The organism is Pedobacter sp., assembly GCF_039594775.1.
In the GTDB taxonomy this organism is placed as follows: Bacteria; Bacteroidota; Bacteroidia; order Sphingobacteriales; family Sphingobacteriaceae; genus Pedobacter.
Window position 1 is genome coordinate 161,468 of the sequence record NZ_JBCNMT010000004.1, and the last position, 21,585, is coordinate 183,052.

Sequence of the window (21,585 nt, forward strand, 5' to 3'; positions counted from 1 at the left end):
TGCCATTAAAGCAAGTCGAGTCAAATCAACAATCTGTATACTTTTAAGGACAATTAAGCCTGTCTAAAATTAATTTTTACAAATTGTTAACTTGTTGATTATATGTTTTTTGTGTGATTTTTGATTTCATTTGGCACTATTTTCCCTCCTAATTGGCCGATGGGGCGATTCCCAGTCTATGAAATTAAAATATATGAAACAAAAAATTACAAAATCTGCACTTCTAATAGCCTTGGTAGGCATTTCAGGTTCAGTGATGGCGCAGGATATGTCATCAACAGACGGAGCACGTTTTTCTACGCAACAATTTCGTACCTGGTCAATAGGTGTACATGCCGGAGTAACTAGCCCGAGAACATTGTTCGATGGAAAGTTTAGGGATTTCCAAACCACAAAGGAAAGCCTTGGCTATGGTGGTTATATCAAAAAGCAACTTTTACCTTCTTTAGGTATCCAAGCTGAGTTTTTAGCGGGTAAAGTTCAAGGTTTAAGAGCATGGACCGGAGCTACTGATGCTGCTGGCAATCCAACTTATTTAGGCAATTCTGGTTTTGCAAGCCGAATGGAATGGGCTGGTGCGGTAACCGCGGTGTATAACATTGCTAACATCAATATCAACAACGAAAATGCGGTTTTGATCCCTTATGTAAAAGCGGGTGCTGGTTATATGTCTTCTAACGCCTCTACTTATGCGGGTTCAGTGAGCAATTACCAAAGTTATGACGAAAGATGGTACATCCCTACGGGTATTGGTTTCAAACTTGGTTTGGCCAAAGGCATTAACTTAGATTTAGGCTATGATGTCAATTTCGTAAAATCATCAACATTTGATGGGGTGAACAGAGCCACCAACGATAAATTCACTTATGCGCACGCAGGTTTGGAGTTTGCTTTGGGTAGCAAATCAAAACCACAGTTGCAGAACTACAGTTCATTGGCAGCACTTCGTATCCAATCTAAAGAAGAAAGTGAAGCATTGAGAAGGGCATTATCTACTGCCGAGCAAAATGCACAACGTGATAGGGAGCAATATGCGAAGGATATGGGCGATGACGACAATGATGGTGTAGCAAACAAATTTGATAAATGCCCAGGAACTGCCCCAGGTACTGTGGTTGATGGTTCTGGATGTCCTATCAAGGTACAAAGAGAAGTGGTAAAAGAAACTAAGGTAGTGGTAACTGAAGCTGACCGTAAGGTAGTGGATGAGGCCATCAAAAACTTAGAATTTGACTTGGGTAAAGCAACCATCAGATCAAAATCTTATGCTACTTTAAATACCGTTGCGGCATTATTGGTAGAGAAGAACTTCAGCTTAAAATTAGCTGGCCACACTGATATCACTGGTTCAAGAGAACTGAACTTGCGTTTGTCTAAAGAAAGAGCGGAATCTGTAAAAGCTTACTTGGTGTCTCAAGGTGCGAATGCATCTAGAATTGAGGCTACTGGATATGGTCCTGACCAGCCTATTGCAACGAATAAAACTGCTGCAGGCCGTCAACAAAACCGCCGTGTTGAGTTTACATTATTCTAATCTATGATTTTCTATTAAAAAAAGGTCCATCGAATATTCGGTGGACCTTTTTTTTAATCATAAGATAAAATTAATATGGTGTATCGATAAACTAAATTGTCTAATCTTTCATGCTAGCGCAAGTATTAGCATATTGGGCTTAGGTTCTTAGCATAGGTACAAGCATCTGTTTGTGCCAGAGAAGTTATTATCTTAAAAAACGATAACTTCCTTCAGTTCCCGTAAAGTGCAGACTTTTTTCATCCCCGCCCGCGGTAATAGCTGGCTTAAATACTTTTCCATCTTTCAGGATTTGCCAGGTGCCGGGCAGAAGATCAGTGATTACAAACTGGAATGTTCCTTTTCCCGAGACAGAAAAGGCGAAAGAACGGTCTATGGTCTCGGATGTTTTGCTGAAAGTAACCACCCTATCTGCAAGCTGTACACCAACGATGTTGTCGCCATCGATACGCTTGATTTCATGAAGTTGTTGCTGGTTGTTGTCTGCAATTTGCATTACATTTAGATAGTAATCTTCGGAGGCTGCTTTTTTAGGACTAATTTCTATTCTCCATTCCCCGCGCTCCAGTGCTTCATCCGTTCCAGGTTTAGGGTCGTTGGTATAGTTGGTGCCAAACACCCAGAAGTCTTTACCTTTGCCACCCACAGACTGAATGTCGGCATTTGCTGCATCAGGCAGTAGGGCTGTGTTAACCAGCATGCCGTTGTCACCGTTTTTAGTACGCTTTATGGTAATCTGATTACCTTTTATTTCGGGTTGTTCAATGCTATGTAGTAGCCAGAATTTCTTAAAGTTAGGGTTTGCAGATACTACTTTGTCAAAAACAATCATAGCCGCAGGGACTTTGGTGTCCTTAAGATTCAGGAACATGAAAGAACGCTTAACTTCTTTCACCTTAGCAGAGTAGGCTTCGGTAATATCTCCCTTCAAATAAGTATAATCTGGTGTCTGATTGTCGGGTCCAAAGCCTTGGGCAAGAATTTTTCCAGTTTTGAAATCTCCCGCAAGCATTTCCTTAAGGTCGCGTGGGGCAGTCCAGCCTTTTCCAGGTAAACGTTGTCCGCCATCATTGGCCGCAAAATTTGTCTGGTCTTGACCTCCATATCCCGAGATGTTAAAAACCTCTTTCGGGTCATAAATCAGCAAGCTGTTATGAGCAATAGTGCGTTTAAAAAAGTTTTTGTTGTGTGGACTGTTGTAACCGCCAGAAGAACCAGTGTATGAACCTGCATCGATAGCCAGTGGACCTTTGTAATAAATTTGGAAAGCCCCGGCATCATGATGTTGGTGGTTTAGGAAGGTGTATTCGTTGATTTTCATTTCGGCAATCACACTCTCTGGTCCCCAACCAGTGCGGGCAATCATCCAGCCAAATGGGGAGCCTGAGTATCTAGATAGAGGCAGGTCATCTGGTTTGCGGCTGCCCAGTTTGGTGTCGCGCCATAAAAACTCGAACAGTTTGCAGTGCGGCTCAACTCGTGGGTCTTTCAGGAATTCGTAATTCAAGTATTCATCTTTGTAATAGCTGCTCGCCAAAAAGGCCGGCAGCGAATAATACTTTGGTTTTTTACGGGAGTAATCTACATCCCCGCCCGCCAGAATCTGTCCATCGGGGCGACGCTTGTAGATCATATCATAAAGTACAAACTGTTGTCCAGGGTGAAACACGTTGCCGGCACCCATACGGTCCAATATCCAAAGCGCAAAGAGGTCGTTGCTAAACCTTACATTCAGGTACGACATGCCCTGATGATAGTTGTGCGAGGGATAAAACCAATTGCGTGCAACCAAATGCTCCTTGAAAAACCGACCTGCGGCCAGATTATACATCTCAGGGAACTCATCGTAAATGGCAATGCCCACCGAAAGCAGGTCACGCATGATCATCCATTCCGAGGCATGCCCCACAATAGATTTATCTTTTACCGGAGGATAGCCACATTCCAACATTTTGGCCAGTCGTACAAAAGCCTTTACAAAACGTGTTTTTTCTGCCGGCTTCAGTTGGTCGTAGCACCAATCATATACGATGGCGCCCGTTACCATAAACAGGCCAATCCCCCTTGAAATATCCCCGGCCTCTTTAAAAGTAGCGGTTTCCAAGGTGTCTATAATAGAGGTTATGGTTTCCCTGCCTATTTTAGGGTCTTTGGTCATGAGGTATTTCAATGCCATTAGCTCAACTCTTACAGTCAACCCCTTTTGGTTAAAATAAAATCTAAAGTCCTTAATTTCAGGAATGTCTTCTGGTTTCCAGTCTTCTTGCATTTTGACTAGATCGGCCCAAACTTTTTTCAGTTCAGGGTCGTTCATTCTGTTTTTCAGGTCAGGCACCTGTTGTTCACGTATATATAGCCTCGGATGTACCTTTGGGGGCACAGGCATCGATACGCCGTCCACATTTTTCCAAACCACATCGGTTTTGAACTGGGAATAGCCCTTTGTTGCAAATACAACAAATAGCACCATAAATAAATATAGCTGTTTCTTCATAATTTTAAGGTACGAACATGTTAGGTCTATTGGCAAGTTCTGATGGTCATTTTCAACATAATCGAAATGAATTTATCATTTTTTTAAACCCTAGATACACAAATTAGCTTTGTTTGCCTCATAGGGTTGATTGGACTTTAGAACCGTGTGCCAGTTTAGTTTTCGGCAATTGTTCCTGTGATATCATTATCTTTGATTTCGTGAAAGAGCAAAACGCGCTAATAATGCAAACCAGTTTAATGAGAGGGATAATGACTCTCTTGATGGTGCTTTCATTACTTTTTACGCCTGCAATTCCGGCTCAATCCAATATGCGCTTTCAAAAAGTGCATACCGAATGGCGTATTGTAGATGATGTTCAATTGCAGGAGTCATCCTTTTTGGCTTCTCATGAGCGACTTCAATGGTGGTGCTGTGTTGCCGTTTGTTCACTCTGTCTTTCATTATTGCTAAAAATTCGTATGGAAATGCTCTGGAAGTCTTTTGTGCAATATAAAAGCTTGTTGTTTATGCAGGTGAACCCAATTCATATCTGTATTCTTATAGCCGTTCAGTCAGTTCATTAGTCCATTCCGCTTGGAAAGTTAAACCCGCTGTAAGGCAGGTGTTTGTAAGACTAATGAAAATATTTAATGAGAAAAATAAAAAAGGCACTGCGCTTAATTGGCGTTGTTGTAATGGTTGTGCTCGCAAGTTTCGGTGTGGGACTTTCGGGAGGTGCGACCATTCCTGTTTCAAAAAGACGGGAGGGGGTTTCCATACAAACTGAATTGTTAGAAGAGGATAAGGAAACAGAAGAAGCTGGTGTTGGTAAAGAAAAAATATAAATGCTAGCTATTCAAATAAATCCATTTTATGTGGAAGTTTTCAGTAATTCCAGCTAAAATACTATCTTCAAAAGCGATTTTGAACACGGGGAATTGCTGGATTGACGTGTACATCAAAATGTGGCTGTGTAAAAAATTGAATCATAGACTAACAGACTAATAAAATCAGATGAAAAAATTACTGAGCTTGTTGCTATTGCTATCGGCACTGAACACTTTTGCAGCCGATGTGGATACGGTTAAAACTTATAGTGCTTCCATGAAAAAGGAGATCAAGGCCGTGGTGGTAACCCCAGCTAGCTACAGTAATGGAGATCGTTTCCCAGTAGTTTATCTGTTGCACGGCTACTCAGGTAATTATGCCGATTGGATTAAAAAAGTGCCCGCAATTAAGGATTTGGCCGATCAGCATCAGTTGATCATTGTTTGTCCTGATGGTAATTTTAGCAGCTGGTATTTTGACAGTCCCGAGCAGCCTGAGAGCAAATATGAAACCTATGTAGCTACGGAATTGGTAAAATGGATAGACGATAAGTACAAGACCATTGCCGACAAAAAGGCACGTGCCATTACAGGTTTGAGTATGGGCGGCCATGGGGCACTTTATTTGGCTTTTAAACATCAAGATGTATTTAGTGTGGCGGGAAGCATGAGTGGTGGCGTGGATCTGCGCCCTTTCCCAAACAATTGGGACATTGCCAAGCGTATTGGGGCCTATGCCGCTAAGCCCAATAATTGGGAAAGCAATTCTGTCATCAATCTTACTCATTTGCTAACACCTAATTCCCTAGCTTTGTTCATTCAGTGCGGAACGGAAGATTTTTTTTACAAAGTGAATGTTCAACTGCATGAGAAGTTGGCTTACCAAAATATTCCGCATACTTTCATGACCAACCCGGGTGCGCATAACTGGCAGTATTGGTCTGATGCGATTAAGTATCAATTGCTTTTCATCAAGGCCAATTTGAAAAAGTAATGTGGTTGTAACGTTGACAACTAAATCGAGTTAAATCATATTATTTCCTCGTTTTTTTCGTTCAGTATTTAACCTGCCAAACAAAGTAGTGTTTGGTTTGTTTATTCTTAAAGTCAACTGTATGAATACGAGGGAATATCGAGGCGATCTTTCAAGAGCCTTGTTCTTGTTGCTGGTGATTGCAACCGTTATTTATTGTATGGGAAGATAAAATTTTCCGTATTTTAAGGTTCTGTGCAATTGAAAATGCGATTGCATTTGGATTGAAAACTTTAACACCGAAATACAATGATGTTACCATCTCTCATTGCCGAATTTGAACATGAGGTAGTAGGCACGAGAAAACTGCTACAGTCTATTCCCGAAAAAGATATTGCCTATAAACCTTCTCCAGTTTCTTGGACGATGGGCCAGTTGGCTCAGCACATTGCAACCATTTATTACTGGTATGTAGGTGTTTTTGGGAAAGATGTATATGATATGGCAGCCGATAGTCTAGAGCGGGGGGAACCGAGCGATATTGAGGCTACATTACAGCTTTTTGAGCAAAATGTGGAAAAAGCGAGAGCTGCCATGAAATCAGCAACAGAGGAAAGTTTACCGCAGCCTTGGACCATGAAGGTAGGCGATCGCACGGTGCTTGGTCCAATGCCTAGAGCGGTGGTAGTACGTAGCTTTTTGTTCAGCCACATTTATCATCACAGAGGTGAAATGGTTGTGTATCTTCGTGCTACAGGCAATAGGCCTCCTGGTTTATATGGCCCGACCTATGAAGATAGTAAGGTATCTTAAGGGCTGATTTATATTTTTTCAAAAGCCATATTTGATGTTGAGCTCACATTAAATATGGCTTTTTTGCGATAGGAGGTGGCAATATGTTTAAAATCTGTTCCAAACAAAATATAGGTTTTGCTGTTCATGCTTTAAATGCCCCTAAACGGGTAAATGGTAACAATAAATGAACATTGCATTAATCCAAGGATGCTTGTTTTATGGCAATAAAAACAACAAATAAAATATGGAAATAACTATGCTTAACCCAAACGTAGATTTACAAAAGTTTATTGAAAAGTTTGAACCGAGAAAATTTAAAATCATCAAAAACGGTGTGGAGATAAGGGGAATTGTAGATTTACATAAAGGCATAGCAGAAGCAAAAGCTTTAATAGACCGCTTTCAATTAAAATTGGTTGTTTCGCACACCGCTGAGATGTTAAGCTATAGAGGTTTTGAGGTGAATTATATGGTGGGGTAAAGATTCTATTTGCTTTCTTTGAATAAATATAATACCAGTAAGGTGGCAGCATTTGGTGTATTGTTGATAGGAACGTGATTGATGTTGCCATCAAAAAACAAAGAATCCCCTTGTTTCATCAAAAAGGTTTGTTCTCCTAAAATATAGTCTATACTCCCAGAAATAAGGTAAATATATTCGTAGGCCAATGTTTTTACCGCTTTTCTTTTGGCTTTTGGCTCAAGCTGTAGCAGTGAAACTTGTAACGATGATCCTTCAATAGGGTGTTCTAGGATGGATAGGTAATGGAAACCCTTTGCATTTTCTTCCTTTACATAAGGTGTGTATGATTCCTTGGGCATGAAAATGTAACCAGGAAAAGTATCCTGTTTGCTCAGTTCGCCAAAAAATACATCCGGAGAAATATCCAAAGCGCCAATAATGGCAAACAAAGTAGGGATGGTTGGAATCATCCTGCCATTTTCAATTTTCGAAAGCATGGCGATGCTTACATTCGAAGAAGTCGAAAGTTCGCCTAGTCGCAGCTTTTGACTTTTTCGGTACTTTCTGATGATGGCGCCTATTTCGTTATAGCTTAATTTTTTGTTCAAAACTTCAAAGTTGTTTCGCAAAAATAAAAGAACTCGTGAATAATACCCGTTTTGCGTAGGATAATTTTATTTTCTCATAAAGAAAGCTTTTTATTTAATTAATGTTAGTTTAACTTATTTTCCTATTAAGAAAATATTTTTCCGTATGTTAAAATGTGCTTTTGAGCTTAAATACTGATTTTTTGGTGTTTTTGTTTGTTTTTAATTTCTTAATTTGAAAATAAATTTTCTTTTTATGAAATAAATTTTCGAATATTGTTTTGTTGAATAAGAAATATTCATCCAAATAAACAACGATTTTATCCTTGCTTTTGGAATGTAAATTTTTCTTATTTAGAAAATATTAAACCGGTATGAAGAAAATTGTATTGATGATGTTGCTGGGCATGGCTATGAATGCCTCCGCTCAAAAAACTAAAAATTTGGTGGTGGTTACGCTCGATGGTTATCGCTGGAAGGAACTATTTGCTGGTGCTGATGAAGAGTTGATCAACACCAAAAGTTTCATTACCCAAAAAAACGTAAAAGAAAAATATTGGAGAGCTACCGCAGCAGAGAGACGAGAAGCATTGATGCCTTTTTTATGGGGAACCATTGCCAAAAAAGGACAGCTTTACGGCAATCGCAATCAAGGAAATTTCATGAACGTAAAAAACAGGTATTGGTTTTCCTATCCCGGCTATAACGAAATGTTCACGGGCTATCCCGATACTTTGGTGAATTCAAATACCTTTCCACCAAATCATAACGTAAATGTGTTGGAGTTTATCAACCAACAAGCAGCCTTTAAAGGTAAGGTTGCCGTATTCGCAGGCTGGAATGCCTATTATCGTATCCTTAATCAAGAGCGTAGTAAATTACCTATCAATGCGGGGTGGGCCGAGTTCAAAGACCCTAACATTACTCCTTTACAACAGTTTTTAAATTGGCAGCAAAAATTGGCACCGCAAGTAATTGGCCCTGATGAGCGTATTGATGCCGTCACTTATCCTTTGGCCAAAGAATATGCCAAGCAAAATAAGCCGAGGGTATTATACTTAGCGTTAATCGATACCGATGCCTTTGGCCACCAAGGAAAATATGATTTGTATTTAGATGCGGCCAACCGTACCGATGCCATTTTGGAAGACCTTTGGAATTATCTGCAAAGTGACCCTTTCTATAAAGATCAAACCACTTTGGTGATCACTACCGATCATGGTAGGGGCGATGGCAGTTCTTGGAAGTCGCATAAAAATTCAATTCCACATTGTGATGAAGTTTGGTTTGCCGCCATGGGGCCCGATACTAAACCACTTGGAGAAATAAAAAAGGCAGGACAAATCTATCAAAACCAAATTGCCAAAACCCTTGCGGCATTTTTGGGTTTGACCTTTACCAGTAAAAATCCAATCGGAGAAGAAATTAAAGAAGTATTGCCAGTTCGATAAAATAAGCTAGTCATTATTACGAAAATTATGAAAAAAGGAAAGCTAATTGCCTTTAATGGGAGTGGTATGTCTCTCAGTTACGAAGATCACCTACTCTCGCCCTTGGCAGATGGCCAAATTTTGGTGAAAAACAAATATACCACTATTTGTGGGAGTGATATCCATACTTATTGTGGACAGCGTCAGGAAGCCTGTCCAACGGTGTTAGGACATGAAATTGTGGGAGAGATTTTGGAAATTCACCCATCCCATCCCGGTTTTGACGATAATGGTAAACAGATAGTGCCTGGCGATTTGGTGACTTGGTCTATTTTTTCCAGCAATCCAAGGTCGGTTTATGCCAAAGAAGGTATTCCGCAAAAAGGAACAGATCTGTTTAAGTACGGACATGCACGTATTACCGAAGAAGATGCCTTTCATGGAGGCTTGGCAGAGTATTGTGTGCTCCGTCAAAATACGGGAGTTCTAAAATTACCATCATCCATGCCTTTACCGGTAGCTGCACCACTTAATTGTGCCATAGCCACGGTAGCTGCCGCCATTAGGCTTGCCGGCGATTTGGAAGGTAAAAACGTAATGGTTTTAGGAATGGGACTGTTGGGGATAGCATGTATTTCTATGTGTAAGGAAGCTGGAGCCATTTTTGTAGGTGCTACCGACGTTTCTAATGAAAGATTGTATCATGCCAAAGGTTTCGGAGCCGATTTCCTGTTAAATACCAGAGGAATGGCAGATGATGCTATCGATAAGCTAAAATCCAAATTCATTAAAAAAGGGGTCGATGTAGTGTTTGATATGAGTGGTTCGCCAGATGCAATGGAGCTGGGATTGAAGTTGCTGGCCATTGGTGGCACGGCCATTTGGGTGGGTGCGGTTTTCAATACCCGTAAGGTAGCCATAGATGCCGAACAGCTCATTAGAAACCTGCATACCATTAAAGGAATTCACAACTATAATTTCGACGACTTCAAGTATGCGCTCAATTTCTTGGAGCATAACTGGCAGAAATATCCATTTGAAACCGTGGTGGAACAGGAGTTCCCATTGGAAGAAGCCGAAAAGGCATTTCAATATGCCGTTGCAAATAAACCACTTCGTGTAGGCATAAGAATTTAGCGATGAAAAATTTGAGAAAAAATCAGTGGCTGATGTTGCTCGTCACCATGTTTTGTTACCTGTTTTTCTATACAGGCCGACACAACTTTGGATGGGCAGCAAAGGACATGGCCGCGGAGCTGAATATTTCCTTCGCCGCTATCGGCTGGATCAGCTTTTCCATGCTAATGGGCTATGCCATAGGACAGTTGGTGAATGGCAATTTAGCTGATCATTTTGGAGCAAGAAAAATGGTGCCGCTTGGTGCTTTGCTATCCATTATGGCTAATATAGGCATCAGCTATGCTACAAATTTCTATGTAGTGTTGGTGTTATGGACACTAAATGGCTATTTCCAATCGATGGCTTGGGCGCCAGGAGGTAAATTAATTGCTAATTGGTGGAGCGGAAAAGAAAGAGGTAAAGCCTTTGGGTTTTATACCATGGCTGCGGGGAGTTCATCAGCAATTACCTATTTGCTTTCCATTATTTTGTTGCAGCAGGAGCTTTCGTGGCGATACTTGTTTCGCTTGCCAATTCTTTTATTACTATTTGCGGCAATTGTATTTTTCTTTGTGGCTAGAGATAAGCCTAGCGACAAAGGTTTCGAAAATTTTGTCGAAAGTGGAGAGGAAGAACCCAGTGGTTGGAAAGAACGTTATTCCAAAGTATTGAGCAATAAAACCTTTTTGGTCGCCTCTTTAGCTATTGGTTTCCAAAATATGGCCCGTTATGGTTTGATTTTTTGGGTGCCAGTACATTTTTTGGGACAAAACTGGAAGGCAGCTCCTCAAAACCTTTGGGTTACTTTTTTAATGCCCATTGGGATGGCCATAGGTGCTTTAACTTTTGGAAATTTATCCGACACGCTGTTTAAAGGAGATCGACCTCGGTCTATAGCCACCGGAATGACCATCAGCGCATTTTTTGCCCTGATCATCTTTTTTACCAATTCCCATCATCTCGTGCTCAATGCCTTGCTCATGTTTGGCTCTGGTTTTTTTGTGTATGGTGTGCAAGCTAATTTTTGGCCAATGTGCCCGGAGCTTCTGGGAAAAAAATACATGGGCACGGGCATTGGTTTTATGAACATGTGCGCCTATTTATTTGCCGCTATGGGCGAACCTTTTTTAGGTAAAATCATAGACCTTACCGGAAATACTTCCTATGTATTTCTGGCCATTGCCTCCATCTCTTTATTGTGCGCTATCACCATTTCTACTACCGCAAAAGCTTATAACAAAAACAGAGAAAATGCTGTCCTCAATTTGCAGGGACAAACAGAACAATCGTAAATCAATTATCATAAACAACACATAATAAAATGGAAAATATCTCAACACAAGAATTTAACATCAACAACATTTCTTTCCGTCCTGCTGCAAAACCTATCGTGGTGATTTGTATAGATGGCTCGGCAGATGAATATTTGGATGTAACCGCTGCGCATAATCGTTTACCGAACCTGTCAAAAATGAGCCGAGTGGGCTACCGTGGTATGGTAAGGGGGGCACTTCCTTCGTTCACTAACGTAAATAATTCCTCTATTGTAACGGGGGTTACGCCTGCCGTGCATGGTATTTCTGGCAATTTCTTTTACGATGCGGCCAAGGATCAGGAAGTGATGATGAATTCATCGGAATATTTAAGAGCAGAAACTATCTTGGCTACAGCTGCAAATGCAGGCAGAAAAGTAGCGGTAGTAACGGCAAAGGAAAAGTTAAGGGACATTTTATCCTATAAATTAAATGGTATTGCTTTCTCTGCGGAAAAAGCTAATCAGGCAGAAGAAAGTACCCATGGAATTGCGAATGCAGAAGCTGTAGTGGGTTATCCTACACCAGCAATTTATAGCCTGGAAGCTAGTCTTTTTGTATTGCGTGCAGGAACGGCATTGATCCAACAAGGCAAAGCCGATTTCCTTTATTTGTCGCTAACTGATTACATGCAGCATACGTATGCGCCGGAAGCAGAAGAATCCTTAGCTTTTTATGAAGAAATGGATAAAGAGATAGGGAAAATGTTAGACCTTGGTGCGGTAATTGGTGCAACTGCAGATCATGGGATGAATGCCAAAATCAAAGCAGACGGTTCGCCAAATGTACTTTTTGTGGAAGACATGTTGGAAGCACAATTTGGTGCTGGCTTTAGGGTGATTTGCCCAATTACAGACCCTTATGTGAAACATCATGGTGCCTTGGGTTCGTATGTAGTGGTGCATATAGATGATAAAACACGAATTAATGAAGTGAAAAACTGGTTGTCGTTACAGGCAGGTATTACCGAAGTTCATGATAAACAATCGGCAGTTGCCTTATTGGAGCAGCCAGAAGATCGTATCGGCGATTTAGTAGTGCTTTCTGCAAGAGATGTGGTAGTAGGCCGTCGTCCAAAAGATCATGATATTTCTGCTTTAGACGGTACGTTACGTTCTCACGGTGGCAGATATGAGGAAATGGTGCCTATGATTATCTCTCATCCCTTAAACCAAACCTACAAATTGAAAGCCTCTGGAGATCCTAGAAACTTCGATATTTTCGATTTTACGGTAAATGGTACCAACTAAAGGAGGGAAGGTTGATGGAGAACAAGGAAGTGAATAATGCCACTTGCTATGTGGCGGGTAAACCGGTTAAGGGAGAGAATACTTTAGAGGTAAGGAGCCCATACGATGGTCGCTTGGTAGGAGCTGTAGCTTTGGCCAACGCCGAGGATGCAAAGCGGGCCATTGATATAGCAATAAGCGATAAAGTATCATTATCAAAATATGAACGTTATGCCATTTTAGACAAAGCCCGAACCTTATTGGTTCAGCGCAAGCAAGAATTTGCCGCCACGATTAGCAATGAAGCAGGTCTGGCCCTACATGAAGCGCTTTATGAAACAGGTAGGGCACACGATGTGCTTTTTTTTGCAGCAATGGAGTGTTTAAAAGATGATGGACAGATTTTCTCTTGCGACATTTCGCCGCAAGGCAAAGCTAGAAAAATATTTACCCACCGTGAATCTTTAAATTTAGCGGTTTGTATTACGCCTTTTAATCATCCCTTAAACCAAGTACTTCATAAAATAGCCCCGGCCATTGCGGCAGGGACACCGGTAATTTTAAAACCTTCTGAAAAGACACCTCTAACTGCTATTAAAATTGTAGAAGTGTTGTATGAAGCAGGTTTGCCGCATAGCATGCTGAGTGTGCTATTGGGGCCAACAAATGAAATTGCCGAACCTTTAATTAAGGATGACCGGGTAGATATCGTTTCTTTTACGGGAAGCGTAGCCGTAGGTAAAAAAATAGCGGCTACTGCTGGTTATAAAAAAGTGATTTTGGAATTGGGCGGAAACGATCCGATCATTATCATGGAAGATGCAGATTTGGATTTGGCTGCTTATTTGGCTGCAGAGGGTTCGTTTCGTAACAGTGGTCAACGTTGTACTGCCGTAAAACGGATATTAGTGCATGAGCAGGTTAAAGAGCATTTTCTGGAGAAGTTTTTGGAAGTGGCAAAGAAATACAAGGCAGGAGATCCTTTAGCGGCCGATACCAAAGTGGGTACGGTCATTGATGAGGCTTCGGCCATTTATTTGGAAACTGTCGTGAAAAAAGCAGTAGCCCAAGGGGCCAAAGTATTGTTGGGCGGTAAGCGCACAGGTGCTCTGTTAGAGCCAACGATCATTGATGAAGTCCCTCGTGATGCTGATATGGTTGTGCATGAATCTTTTGGCCCATTGGCACCTATCCTTACTTTTAAGGATATTGATGATGCCATTGCGCTATCTAATTCTACAGCATACGGCTTGTCTTCGGGCGTAGTAACCAACAACATGCAGTACATCATGAGGTTTGTAAAAGAATTAAAAGTAGGTACGGTAAATGTAAACGAGGTTCCTGGCTATCGCATAGAAAGTTCGCCGTTTGGCGGGATCAAAGACTCAGGTTTGGGAATTAAGGAAGGTGTGATAGAAGCCATCAAGTGTTTCACCTTTGTTAAAACTTTTTCATTGCCTTGGTAGTTTTTCCATGAGTAGTTAGCTCAATTCCCTTTATCTAAATAATATGGGAATTGAGCTTTCATTGTACTATGTTTTTGTGCAAAAAAAACGATACTTAAATTTGTTACTCCTTATCTGTGAACTTGGCTATGTGTTATAAAGAGTATAAATGAATAAAAAATGATAAACATTAAAACAACGATGATGAAAACTGGGAAGCTAATGATGGGTGTATTGATGATAGGTATGTTGTTTGTAGGTTGTAAAAAATCCTCAGAACGAATTGTAGATTGCTTTGGAGAAAGTTTGAAGCTAAGCGTTCATGTTACGGTTAATCCAAATAACGCAAAGCAGGTTTCAACAGAAGTAAAATATTGGGGCGAAAAAAAGATAAGCGGTATTAAGTGGGAGTATGGAGATGGGGCGACAGAAGCAACGACGGGTCTCACGGGCAATCATCTATATGCATCGGCTGGAACATATACCGTTAAGGCAAGGGTCACTTTTACGGAAGGCAAGTCTTCTTGCGAGGTAGATCCAACCAAAGCCGTAACCATTCAGTAGGTGTATCAATTGATCTGATGAATTGCGTATAATCATTTTGTTAATCATAAAATATTCCTTTTAGAAGTAGTATTTTATTGCTATCTTGTAGCACGGGCTTCTTGTTTGCTTGGTGAGATTTAGTGATTTGAGGTCTGGCAGATTAACAAATTCAAATACGCTCATTATGAAGAAAAAATGTCTACTACTTTCATTTTTGTTCATTTTCTCACTGTCAGCTATCGCCCAGCAAACTGATATTTCGGGTATTGATAGAGATACCATTACCAACTATTCCACATATAAGCGTTCCATTGGTTTTGCGGGTCTGTTACAGACCAGATTTGTTGCTTCCCTTTCCGATAATGTAGATATCAATGGGAAGAATTTTAATGACGCATCGACGAGTAAAAACACCAATGCCTTTCTGTTAAAAAGAGTGCGGCTTCAGGTAAAAGGTAATGTAAATGACCATTTTGCCGCGAACATCATGTTCAACTTTGCGGAATTTAGTTCCAATCCAGCCAATAAGGTCTTAGAAAATGCTTATGTGAAATATACTTTAAGCAAGCATTTTCAGGTACAGGCTGGACAATTTAGACCTTTCTTTGGGATTGAGGATGCACTCCCTGTAGATGTCATCAGGACCTTCGACTATTCTAATCAATATTATGCTTTTGGCGCCAGCGGATGGCAAAGTTTCCAAATAGGTTTATCTCTGTTTGGCGATGTTACTTCAAAGGGCCAAATGCCCATCAGGTATTATGTAGGGGTTTACAATGGAAATAATAGAAACGAATCTAGCGATAACGATGATGCCAAAAACTTTTACGGTCGGATAGAAGCGGAATTGGCTAAGAAGTTAATTGTAGGGGTGAATGCTGCTGTGGGAAGCATGGGTAAAGGCCAGGGCGATGCTTGGGGAGCTGATGTGGTGACTACTCACAAATTTGGAAACAGGTGGCAACTCTCGTTGAGCGGCGAATATAAAAATGGTAGCAACCTTTCATTGTTCAATACTTTTACCACCAATGCTCCAAGTCTTTCCAAAGTGCGGATGCATGGTTTTTATGTGTTTCCAATCCTGCGCTATAATTGCAATCTGCCACGTTTGAGAGGGATTGAGTTCTCTTCGAGATACGAACACCTTGATCTGAATTATAAGCTTGATAAAAATGTGCGAAGGAATATTGTTCCCAATATCTCACTGGTATTTGCCGACGACTTTTATGCTGCCATCCAAACAGGGGTTTCCCTCAATTTGTATGATCGCAATGTTCCGTTAAGCACCACTTACAATAGTCATCTTTATTACTTGCAATTGCAGGTCCGTTTTTAAACCCTCATTTATGAAAGAAGTTAACCTAAAATCGCTGGCCATTACCGTAGTTATTGGCCTCATTATCTGGTTCATTCCAGTTCCAGAAGGTGTTAAGCCCAATGCCTGGCATTTACTGGCCATTTTTGCGGCCACTATTATCGGCATTATCCTTAAGGCAGCACCTATGGGCTCTATGGCCATGATCGGGATGACTGTTTGTGCAGCTACACAAGTATTGGCACCCGGAGATCCTACGCAATCCATTAAAAATGCCTTAAGTGGTTTTGGAAATTCAACCATTTGGTTAATTGGATTGGCTTTCTTTATTGCCAGAGGATTTATTAAAACTGGATTGGGTACCAGATTGGCCTATAACTTTATCCGCATGTTCGGTAGGAGTTCGCTAGGACTGGCTTTCGGCCTCAATACTGCCGATTTAATTCTCGCTCCGGCTATTCCTAGCAATACCGCAAGGGCTGGTGGGGTAATTTTTCCTATCATGAAGTCCATTGCGGTAAACATGGGCTCTACTCCGGAGAATGCAGAAAGTCATAGGAAAATCGGTTCCTTTTTAACATTGAGCAGCTATAATGCGAATATGATTACCTCGGTAATGTTTTTAACGGCTACAGCCAGTAACCCTATGGCACAAAAGTTTGCCAAAGATTTGGGCATCAATATTACTTGGGGCAGTTGGTTCATGGCAGCGGTAATTCCCGGCTTAGCCTGTTTTATATTGGCACCACTTTTCCTTTATAAATTTTATGCCCCTGAATTGAAAAGAACACCAGATGCTCCTCGTTTAGCGGCAGAAAAGCTAAAAGAAATGGGGCCTGTAACCAGACAGGAATGGTTAATGGTGGCTACTTTTATCATTCTTTTAGTACTGTGGATATTTGGAAACCTGTTTGCGGTAGATGCGACCACTGGTGCTTTAATCGGTTTGTCCATCCTATTGCTCTGTGGTGTATTAACCTGGGATGATGTAAAGTCTGAAAAAGGTGCATGGGATACCATTGTTTGGTTCTCTTCACTGGTAATGATGGGTTCCTATTTAAACTCCCTTGGTTTTATTGGTTGGTTCGGCAACTTGGTAGGTACTAAAATGAGCTCCTTTAGTTGGCAACTCGCCTTTCCGATCATCATATTGGTCTATTCTTATTGTCATTACCTTTTTGCAAGTGCAACGGCACAAGCTGCGGCCATGTATTCGGTGTTTTTGGCCGTGGGTATTTCGGTAGGCGTACCCGGTACCATGTTGGCTATTTTCTTGGGCGCTTGTGCTACGTTGATGGGCTCTTTAACACATTATGGACATGGTCCAGCGCCTATTTTCTTTGGTAGTACCTATGTAGATATGAAAGATTGGTGGAAACACGGCTTCTTCATTAGCGTACTCTTCTTGTTAATTTGGTTTGTAATTGGTGGGCTTTGGTGGAAAGTTATTGGATTATGGTAAAAACTATGGGAACTACACAGACCTATAAACTTTGGATGGCCTTAACCGGACTTTTTTTGTGCGTGTTTTTGGTCATACACGTATTGGGCAATCTACAGCTTTTTCTCCCTGCCGAAAAAGCAAGAATCCAGTTCAATTGGTATTCGCAGCTCCTGTCCAACAATATCATCATCAAGATTATTTCTTATGTGCTCTATCTATCCATTATTGCGCATGTGGTTTATGCCATTATTCTTTCTCTCAAGAAACAAAAGGCCAATGGGGTAAAATATGCTTATGACCAACGTGGAGCGGTGAGCCCCTGGTACAGTCGTAACATGGGTGTATTGGGTACCATTATTTTCTTGTTTCTGATTGTTCACCTGAAAGATTTTTGGTATCAATATAAGTTTACGGAATTACCCTTGGATGTGCATGGACAAAAAGATTTATACACGATTGTGGTGAGTGCCTATCAGGAACTGTGGTATGTGATTTTGTATGAAGCGGGTTTGATAGCCTTAGGGTTTCACCTATTACACGGGTTTTTCAGTGCCATCAGAACTTTAGGATTATATCATCCCAAATATGTGAAGTTGGCCAAATGGGTGGCATGGGTTTATACACTGGCCATTACGCTGGGGTTTATGGCCATGCCAATTTATGTTTATTTAAGCAACTGACATGAACGGTTTAAATGCAAATATTCCAGAAGGAGCTTTAGAAGATAAATGGTCCAATTTTAAGGAGAAGGCCAAATTGGTTAATCCTGCCAATCGGCTAAAAATGGAAGTAATTGTGGTGGGTACCGGTTTGGCTGGAGCTTCTTGCGCTGCTTCGTTGGCCGAACAGGGGTATCGAATTAAATCCTTTTGCTTTCAGGATAGCGCCAGAAGGGCGCATTCGGTAGCAGCTCAAGGAGGGGTGAATGCCGCCAAAAATTACAAGAATGATGGCGATAGCGTTTACCGGATGTTTTATGATACCATTAAAGGCGGTGATTTCCGTTCCCGTGAAGCTAATGTATATCGTTTGGCCGAATGTTCTTTAGCGCTAATTGACCAGTCGGTGGCACAAGGGGTGCCTTTTGCGAGGGAATATGGAGGTTATTTGAATAACAGGTCCTTTGGTGGTGTACAGGTGTCCAGAACTTTTTATGCCCGTGGACAAACGGGACAACAATTATTGTTAGGCGCTTATCAGGCTTTAATGCGACAAGAAAGTGTGGGAAAGGTAAAGACCTACACCCGACATGAAATGTTGGATTTAGTATTGATAGATGGAAAAGCCAAAGGCATTATCACCCGTGATTTGGTAACGGGAGAAATAGAACGACACGCTGCGGATGCAGTAGTATTGGCTACTGGCGGTTATGGTAAAATCTATTACCTCTCAACTTTGGCCATGGGCTGTAATGGTTCGGCCATTTGGCGGGCGCATAAAAAAGGGGCGTTAATGTCGGGTGTCAGCTGGATACAATTCCATCCCACTTCTTTACCACAATCAGGAGAGCAGCAATCCAAATTAACATTAATGTCCGAATCGTTACGTAACGACGGTAGGATCTGGGTGCCTTTAAAAGCGGGCGAACAAAGAGAGGCGGGACTTATTCCCGAAGAAGAACGAGATTATTATTTGGAACGTCGTTACCCAGCATTTGGAAACCTTTCCCCTAGGGATATATCTTCACGTGCAGCTAAGGAACGCATTGATGCAGGCTTTGGAGTAGGCCCAATGAAGAATGCGGTTTATCTGGATTTTTCAAGAGCCATTAAAGCGCAGGGAAGAGAGAAGATCAAAGAGAAGTACAGCAACCTATTTACCATGTACGAAAAAATAACAGGGATCAATGCTTATGAGCAGCCTATGTTGATTTCGCCAGCGGCCCACTTTACCATGGGTGGACTTTGGGTAGATTATCAATTGATGACTTCTATTCCAGGTTTATTTGCCTTGGGCGAAGCCAATTTCTCGGATCACGGGGCTAATCGATTGGGGGCCAATTCGCTCTTGCAAGCTTGTGTAGACGGTTATTTTATTGCGCCCTATACCATCCCGAATTATTTGGCCGATGAATTAAAAGCGCAACGAATAAAAACTTCGCACCCAGCGTTTGATGAAGCCGAAGCGCAAGTAAAAGCGAAGCTTCAACAGTTAATGAACATTAAAGGTAATTTCTCGGTCGATTATTTCCATAAAACATTGGGGAAACTGCTTTACGATAAATGTGGGCTCTCGAGAAGTAAAGAGGGGTTGCAACAAGCCATTGAAGAAATTAAAGCCCTTAGGAATAAATTCTATACTGATTTAAAGCTCACAGGCGACGAACATCTGAATAGTGAATTGGAAAAAGCGGGAAGGGTGGCCGATTACCTGGAACTTGGCGAGCTGATGTGTTTGGATGCACTGCAAAGAGAAGAATCTTGTGGGGCACATTTTAGGGAAGAGTATCAAACAGCTGATGGCGAAGCGGTGCGTGATGATGAACATTACGCCTATGTATCTGCTTGGGAATGGAAGGGTGAAGATGAGCAACACGTGTTGCACAAAGAACCTTTAACCTTCGAAAGAGTGAGTTTAACAGTTAGGAGCTATAAATAAAGGAAACAATGAAGTTGAACTTGAAAATATGGCGACAAGAAAATGCTTCGGAAAAAGGCAGGCTTGTTGATTATCAATTGGATGGGGTAACTACGCACATGTCTTTTTTAGAGATGATGGATATGTTGAACCAGCAGTTGATTGAAAAAGGGGAAAGAACCATTGAATTTGATCATGATTGTAGAGAGGGGATTTGTGGGCAATGTGGTATGATGATTAACGGTCGTGCCCATGGCCCTTTGGCCAATACCACGACCTGCCAATTGCACATGCGGAGCTTTAATGATGGCGATACCATTTATGTAGAACCTTTCAGGTCAAGCGCTTTTACTGTTTTAAGGGATTTAAAAGTAGATCGAGGCAGTTTCGATAGAATTATACAAGCGGGAGGATTTATCTCTGCTTCTACAGGACAGGCACCCGAAGCCAATAGCATTCCTATAGGCCATGAAACCGCCGAAGCTGCTTTTGATGCTGCAGCCTGTATTGGTTGTGGTGCTTGCGTAGCCACTTGTAAAAACTCTAGTGCTGCGCTGTTTACCGCTGCAAAAGTAGTTCATTTGGCCATATTGCCACAAGGTAAGTTAGAAACAGCTAAACGAGTGGATGCCATGGTACAACAAATGGATGCGGAAGGTTTTGGGCATTGTTCTAACACAGAAGCCTGTGAGGTAGAGTGTCCGCAGAGTATTTCAGTACTTCATATTGCCAGGTTTAATTATCTATACCACAAATCTCGCTTATTGAGCAAAACATAAAAAAGGGCCGTTGAATATACTCCAACGGCCCTTTAAATTTATCTTAAAATTTACGGTTTCAAAGTGTATTTGTCAGTAGTGATCATTGGCATTTCGTTGCCCAACATTTTAATCACTACCTCCACTCGGTCATTAACAGGTACATAGGTTTTATCCTTTTCAATGTACTGGTAGGTTACTTCGGTTGTGAGTTTGATAGCCTTGAGGATTTTGATTCTTAAGTCCTTCAAATTTACTTCGGTCATTTTCTTTAACCTTCCCGTTTTAGCATTAATGTGTAGCGTAAATAGGCAGTCCTTGAAAAAGCCGTGATCACCATCTATCGTAGTTGGGTCATATTGATAAGTAATTTCTAAAGTATTTCCATCATCTTTGGTTACTTTATAAGAGTTATCGTCAACCTTAAAATTGGTTTTCAGATTGTGCTCTTTATCAAAGGCTTTTTGTTCTCCTTTTGATGGATTTTTGCCGTTTACCGAAACCAAAGTCCATTGCGGTGGGTCTTGTTTGTTTGGGTCAAAAGTGGAAATGTACACTTTGTCTTTGTCATTAACGGTCACAGTTCTTTGTACTTCATGCGCATATTTTTCCAGATTGTCTTTCAAATTTGGGTTCAATACCTCTTCGCTAACATTATACTTTTTTAAGGCTTGAAGCACTAGGCTCTTTTGTGCAAATGCAGAATAGCCTAATAAAACCGCCATGATGGCAAGCAACAGTCTTTTCATGTTGT

General features: G+C 41.2%; 20 protein-coding genes. 17 read left to right on the forward strand and 3 right to left on the reverse strand.

Annotated features, from left to right (window positions below; all coding sequences use genetic code 11):
- Nucleotides 1–193: 193 nt before the first annotated feature.
- Nucleotides 194–1,534, forward strand: a complete 1,341-nt coding sequence (locus tag ABDV71_RS12105; RefSeq protein WP_343532887.1) for an OmpA family protein — start codon at nucleotides 194–196, stop codon at nucleotides 1,532–1,534.
- Between the two features lie 187 nt (nucleotides 1,535–1,721).
- Here the strand turns inward: ABDV71_RS12105 and hepB are convergent, their stop codons facing one another.
- Nucleotides 1,722–4,028: a heparin/heparin-sulfate lyase HepB gene (hepB, locus tag ABDV71_RS12110; protein ID WP_343532889.1), complete on the reverse strand. Its 2,307-nt coding sequence runs from the start codon at nucleotides 4,026–4,028 to the stop codon at nucleotides 1,722–1,724.
- A gap of 224 nt (nucleotides 4,029–4,252) precedes the next feature.
- Between hepB and ABDV71_RS12115 the strand changes: the two genes are divergently transcribed.
- From ABDV71_RS12115 to ABDV71_RS12135, 5 genes are all read left to right on the forward strand, one after another.
- A complete protein-coding gene (locus tag ABDV71_RS12115; protein ID WP_343532891.1) occupies nucleotides 4,253–4,594 on the forward strand; it encodes a hypothetical protein in 342 nt (113 codons plus the stop codon).
- 66 nt (nucleotides 4,595–4,660) lie between these two features.
- Nucleotides 4,661–4,855 carry a hypothetical protein gene (locus tag ABDV71_RS12120; RefSeq protein ID WP_343532893.1) on the forward strand — a complete coding sequence of 65 codons (195 nt, stop codon included), beginning with the start codon at nucleotides 4,661–4,663 and terminating at the stop codon, nucleotides 4,853–4,855.
- A gap of 169 nt (nucleotides 4,856–5,024) precedes the next feature.
- Nucleotides 5,025–5,831, forward strand: coding sequence for an alpha/beta hydrolase family protein (locus ABDV71_RS12125; RefSeq protein ID WP_343532895.1), 807 nt, complete (start codon nucleotides 5,025–5,027; stop codon nucleotides 5,829–5,831).
- Between the two features lie 288 nt (nucleotides 5,832–6,119).
- Entirely contained in the window at nucleotides 6,120–6,623 is a 504-nt protein-coding gene (locus ABDV71_RS12130; RefSeq protein ID WP_343532896.1) for a DinB family protein, read from the forward strand.
- Between the two features lie 226 nt (nucleotides 6,624–6,849).
- The gene (locus tag ABDV71_RS12135) at nucleotides 6,850–7,086 is read left to right on the forward strand and encodes a hypothetical protein (RefSeq protein WP_343532897.1); all 237 of its coding nucleotides are present in this window, start codon (nucleotides 6,850–6,852) and stop codon (nucleotides 7,084–7,086) included.
- A gap of 5 nt (nucleotides 7,087–7,091) precedes the next feature.
- Here ABDV71_RS12135 and ABDV71_RS12140 read toward each other — a convergent pair whose 3' ends face one another.
- On the reverse strand, nucleotides 7,092–7,676 hold the full coding sequence (locus tag ABDV71_RS12140) for a helix-turn-helix domain-containing protein (protein ID WP_343532898.1): 585 nt from the start codon (nucleotides 7,674–7,676) through the stop codon (nucleotides 7,092–7,094).
- A gap of 353 nt (nucleotides 7,677–8,029) precedes the next feature.
- Between ABDV71_RS12140 and ABDV71_RS12145 the strand changes: the two genes are divergently transcribed.
- The 11 genes from ABDV71_RS12145 to ABDV71_RS12195 all read left to right on the forward strand — a co-directional run bounded on the left by ABDV71_RS12145 (nucleotide 8,030) and on the right by ABDV71_RS12195 (nucleotide 20,852).
- Nucleotides 8,030–9,106 carry an alkaline phosphatase family protein gene (locus ABDV71_RS12145; protein ID WP_343532899.1) on the forward strand — a complete coding sequence of 359 codons (1,077 nt, stop codon included), beginning with the start codon at nucleotides 8,030–8,032 and terminating at the stop codon, nucleotides 9,104–9,106.
- A gap of 27 nt (nucleotides 9,107–9,133) precedes the next feature.
- On the forward strand, nucleotides 9,134–10,222 hold the full coding sequence (locus tag ABDV71_RS12150; RefSeq protein WP_343532901.1) for a zinc-binding dehydrogenase: 1,089 nt from the start codon (nucleotides 9,134–9,136) through the stop codon (nucleotides 10,220–10,222).
- A 2-nt stretch (nucleotides 10,223–10,224) separates the two neighbouring features.
- A complete protein-coding gene (locus tag ABDV71_RS12155; protein WP_343532903.1) occupies nucleotides 10,225–11,496 on the forward strand; it encodes an MFS transporter in 1,272 nt (423 codons plus the stop codon).
- 29 nt (nucleotides 11,497–11,525) lie between these two features.
- Complete coding sequence (gene phnA, locus ABDV71_RS12160; protein ID WP_343532905.1) at nucleotides 11,526–12,767, forward strand: phosphonoacetate hydrolase; 1,242 nt, start codon at nucleotides 11,526–11,528, stop codon at nucleotides 12,765–12,767.
- Between the two features lie 14 nt (nucleotides 12,768–12,781).
- Complete coding sequence (gene phnY / locus ABDV71_RS12165) at nucleotides 12,782–14,212, forward strand: phosphonoacetaldehyde dehydrogenase (protein WP_343532907.1); 1,431 nt, start codon at nucleotides 12,782–12,784, stop codon at nucleotides 14,210–14,212.
- A 159-nt stretch (nucleotides 14,213–14,371) separates the two neighbouring features.
- Nucleotides 14,372–14,755, forward strand: coding sequence for a PKD domain-containing protein (locus ABDV71_RS12170; protein ID WP_343532909.1), 384 nt, complete (start codon nucleotides 14,372–14,374; stop codon nucleotides 14,753–14,755).
- 166 nt (nucleotides 14,756–14,921) lie between these two features.
- Nucleotides 14,922–16,073, forward strand: coding sequence for a porin (locus ABDV71_RS12175; protein WP_343532911.1), 1,152 nt, complete (start codon nucleotides 14,922–14,924; stop codon nucleotides 16,071–16,073).
- 10 nt (nucleotides 16,074–16,083) lie between these two features.
- On the forward strand, nucleotides 16,084–17,514 hold the full coding sequence (locus ABDV71_RS12180; protein ID WP_343532913.1) for an anion permease: 1,431 nt from the start codon (nucleotides 16,084–16,086) through the stop codon (nucleotides 17,512–17,514).
- Between the two features lie 5 nt (nucleotides 17,515–17,519).
- Nucleotides 17,520–18,176: a succinate dehydrogenase cytochrome b subunit gene (locus ABDV71_RS12185; RefSeq protein ID WP_343532915.1), complete on the forward strand. Its 657-nt coding sequence runs from the start codon at nucleotides 17,520–17,522 to the stop codon at nucleotides 18,174–18,176.
- A gap of 1 nt (nucleotide 18,177) precedes the next feature.
- Nucleotides 18,178–20,094, forward strand: coding sequence for a fumarate reductase/succinate dehydrogenase flavoprotein subunit (locus ABDV71_RS12190; RefSeq protein WP_343532917.1), 1,917 nt, complete (start codon nucleotides 18,178–18,180; stop codon nucleotides 20,092–20,094).
- Between the two features lie 8 nt (nucleotides 20,095–20,102).
- Nucleotides 20,103–20,852, forward strand: a complete 750-nt coding sequence (locus ABDV71_RS12195) for a succinate dehydrogenase/fumarate reductase iron-sulfur subunit (RefSeq protein ID WP_343532919.1) — start codon at nucleotides 20,103–20,105, stop codon at nucleotides 20,850–20,852.
- 50 nt (nucleotides 20,853–20,902) lie between these two features.
- On the opposite strand, the gene ABDV71_RS12200 is transcribed toward ABDV71_RS12195, so the two are convergent.
- Nucleotides 20,903–21,580, reverse strand: coding sequence for a hypothetical protein (locus ABDV71_RS12200; RefSeq protein ID WP_343532920.1), 678 nt, complete (start codon nucleotides 21,578–21,580; stop codon nucleotides 20,903–20,905).
- Nucleotides 21,581–21,585 lie beyond the last annotated feature (5 nt).

Coding starts and splice junctions, on each gene's coding strand:
- hepB (WP_343532889.1), bottom strand. CDS start 4,028: ATGAAGAAACAGCTATATTTATTTATGGTGCTATTTGTTGTATTTGCA.
- ABDV71_RS12175 (WP_343532911.1), top strand. CDS start 14,922: ATGAAGAAAAAATGTCTACTACTTTCATTTTTGTTCATTTTCTCACTG.
- ABDV71_RS12125 (WP_343532895.1), top strand. CDS start 5,025: ATGAAAAAATTACTGAGCTTGTTGCTATTGCTATCGGCACTGAACACT.
- ABDV71_RS12120 (WP_343532893.1), top strand. CDS start 4,661: ATGAGAAAAATAAAAAAGGCACTGCGCTTAATTGGCGTTGTTGTAATG.
- ABDV71_RS12145 (WP_343532899.1), top strand. CDS start 8,030: ATGAAGAAAATTGTATTGATGATGTTGCTGGGCATGGCTATGAATGCC.
- ABDV71_RS12185 (WP_343532915.1), top strand. CDS start 17,520: ATGGGAACTACACAGACCTATAAACTTTGGATGGCCTTAACCGGACTT.
- ABDV71_RS12195 (WP_343532919.1), top strand. CDS start 20,103: ATGAAGTTGAACTTGAAAATATGGCGACAAGAAAATGCTTCGGAAAAA.
- phnY (WP_343532907.1), top strand. CDS start 12,782: ATGGAGAACAAGGAAGTGAATAATGCCACTTGCTATGTGGCGGGTAAA.
- ABDV71_RS12180 (WP_343532913.1), top strand. CDS start 16,084: ATGAAAGAAGTTAACCTAAAATCGCTGGCCATTACCGTAGTTATTGGC.
- ABDV71_RS12115 (WP_343532891.1), top strand. CDS start 4,253: ATGCAAACCAGTTTAATGAGAGGGATAATGACTCTCTTGATGGTGCTT.
- ABDV71_RS12150 (WP_343532901.1), top strand. CDS start 9,134: ATGAAAAAAGGAAAGCTAATTGCCTTTAATGGGAGTGGTATGTCTCTC.
- ABDV71_RS12105 (WP_343532887.1), top strand. CDS start 194: ATGAAACAAAAAATTACAAAATCTGCACTTCTAATAGCCTTGGTAGGC.
- phnA (WP_343532905.1), top strand. CDS start 11,526: ATGGAAAATATCTCAACACAAGAATTTAACATCAACAACATTTCTTTC.
- ABDV71_RS12200 (WP_343532920.1), bottom strand. CDS start 21,580: ATGAAAAGACTGTTGCTTGCCATCATGGCGGTTTTATTAGGCTATTCT.
- ABDV71_RS12170 (WP_343532909.1), top strand. CDS start 14,372: ATGATAAACATTAAAACAACGATGATGAAAACTGGGAAGCTAATGATG.
- ABDV71_RS12130 (WP_343532896.1), top strand. CDS start 6,120: ATGATGTTACCATCTCTCATTGCCGAATTTGAACATGAGGTAGTAGGC.
- ABDV71_RS12155 (WP_343532903.1), top strand. CDS start 10,225: ATGAAAAATTTGAGAAAAAATCAGTGGCTGATGTTGCTCGTCACCATG.
- ABDV71_RS12135 (WP_343532897.1), top strand. CDS start 6,850: ATGGAAATAACTATGCTTAACCCAAACGTAGATTTACAAAAGTTTATT.
- ABDV71_RS12190 (WP_343532917.1), top strand. CDS start 18,178: ATGAACGGTTTAAATGCAAATATTCCAGAAGGAGCTTTAGAAGATAAA.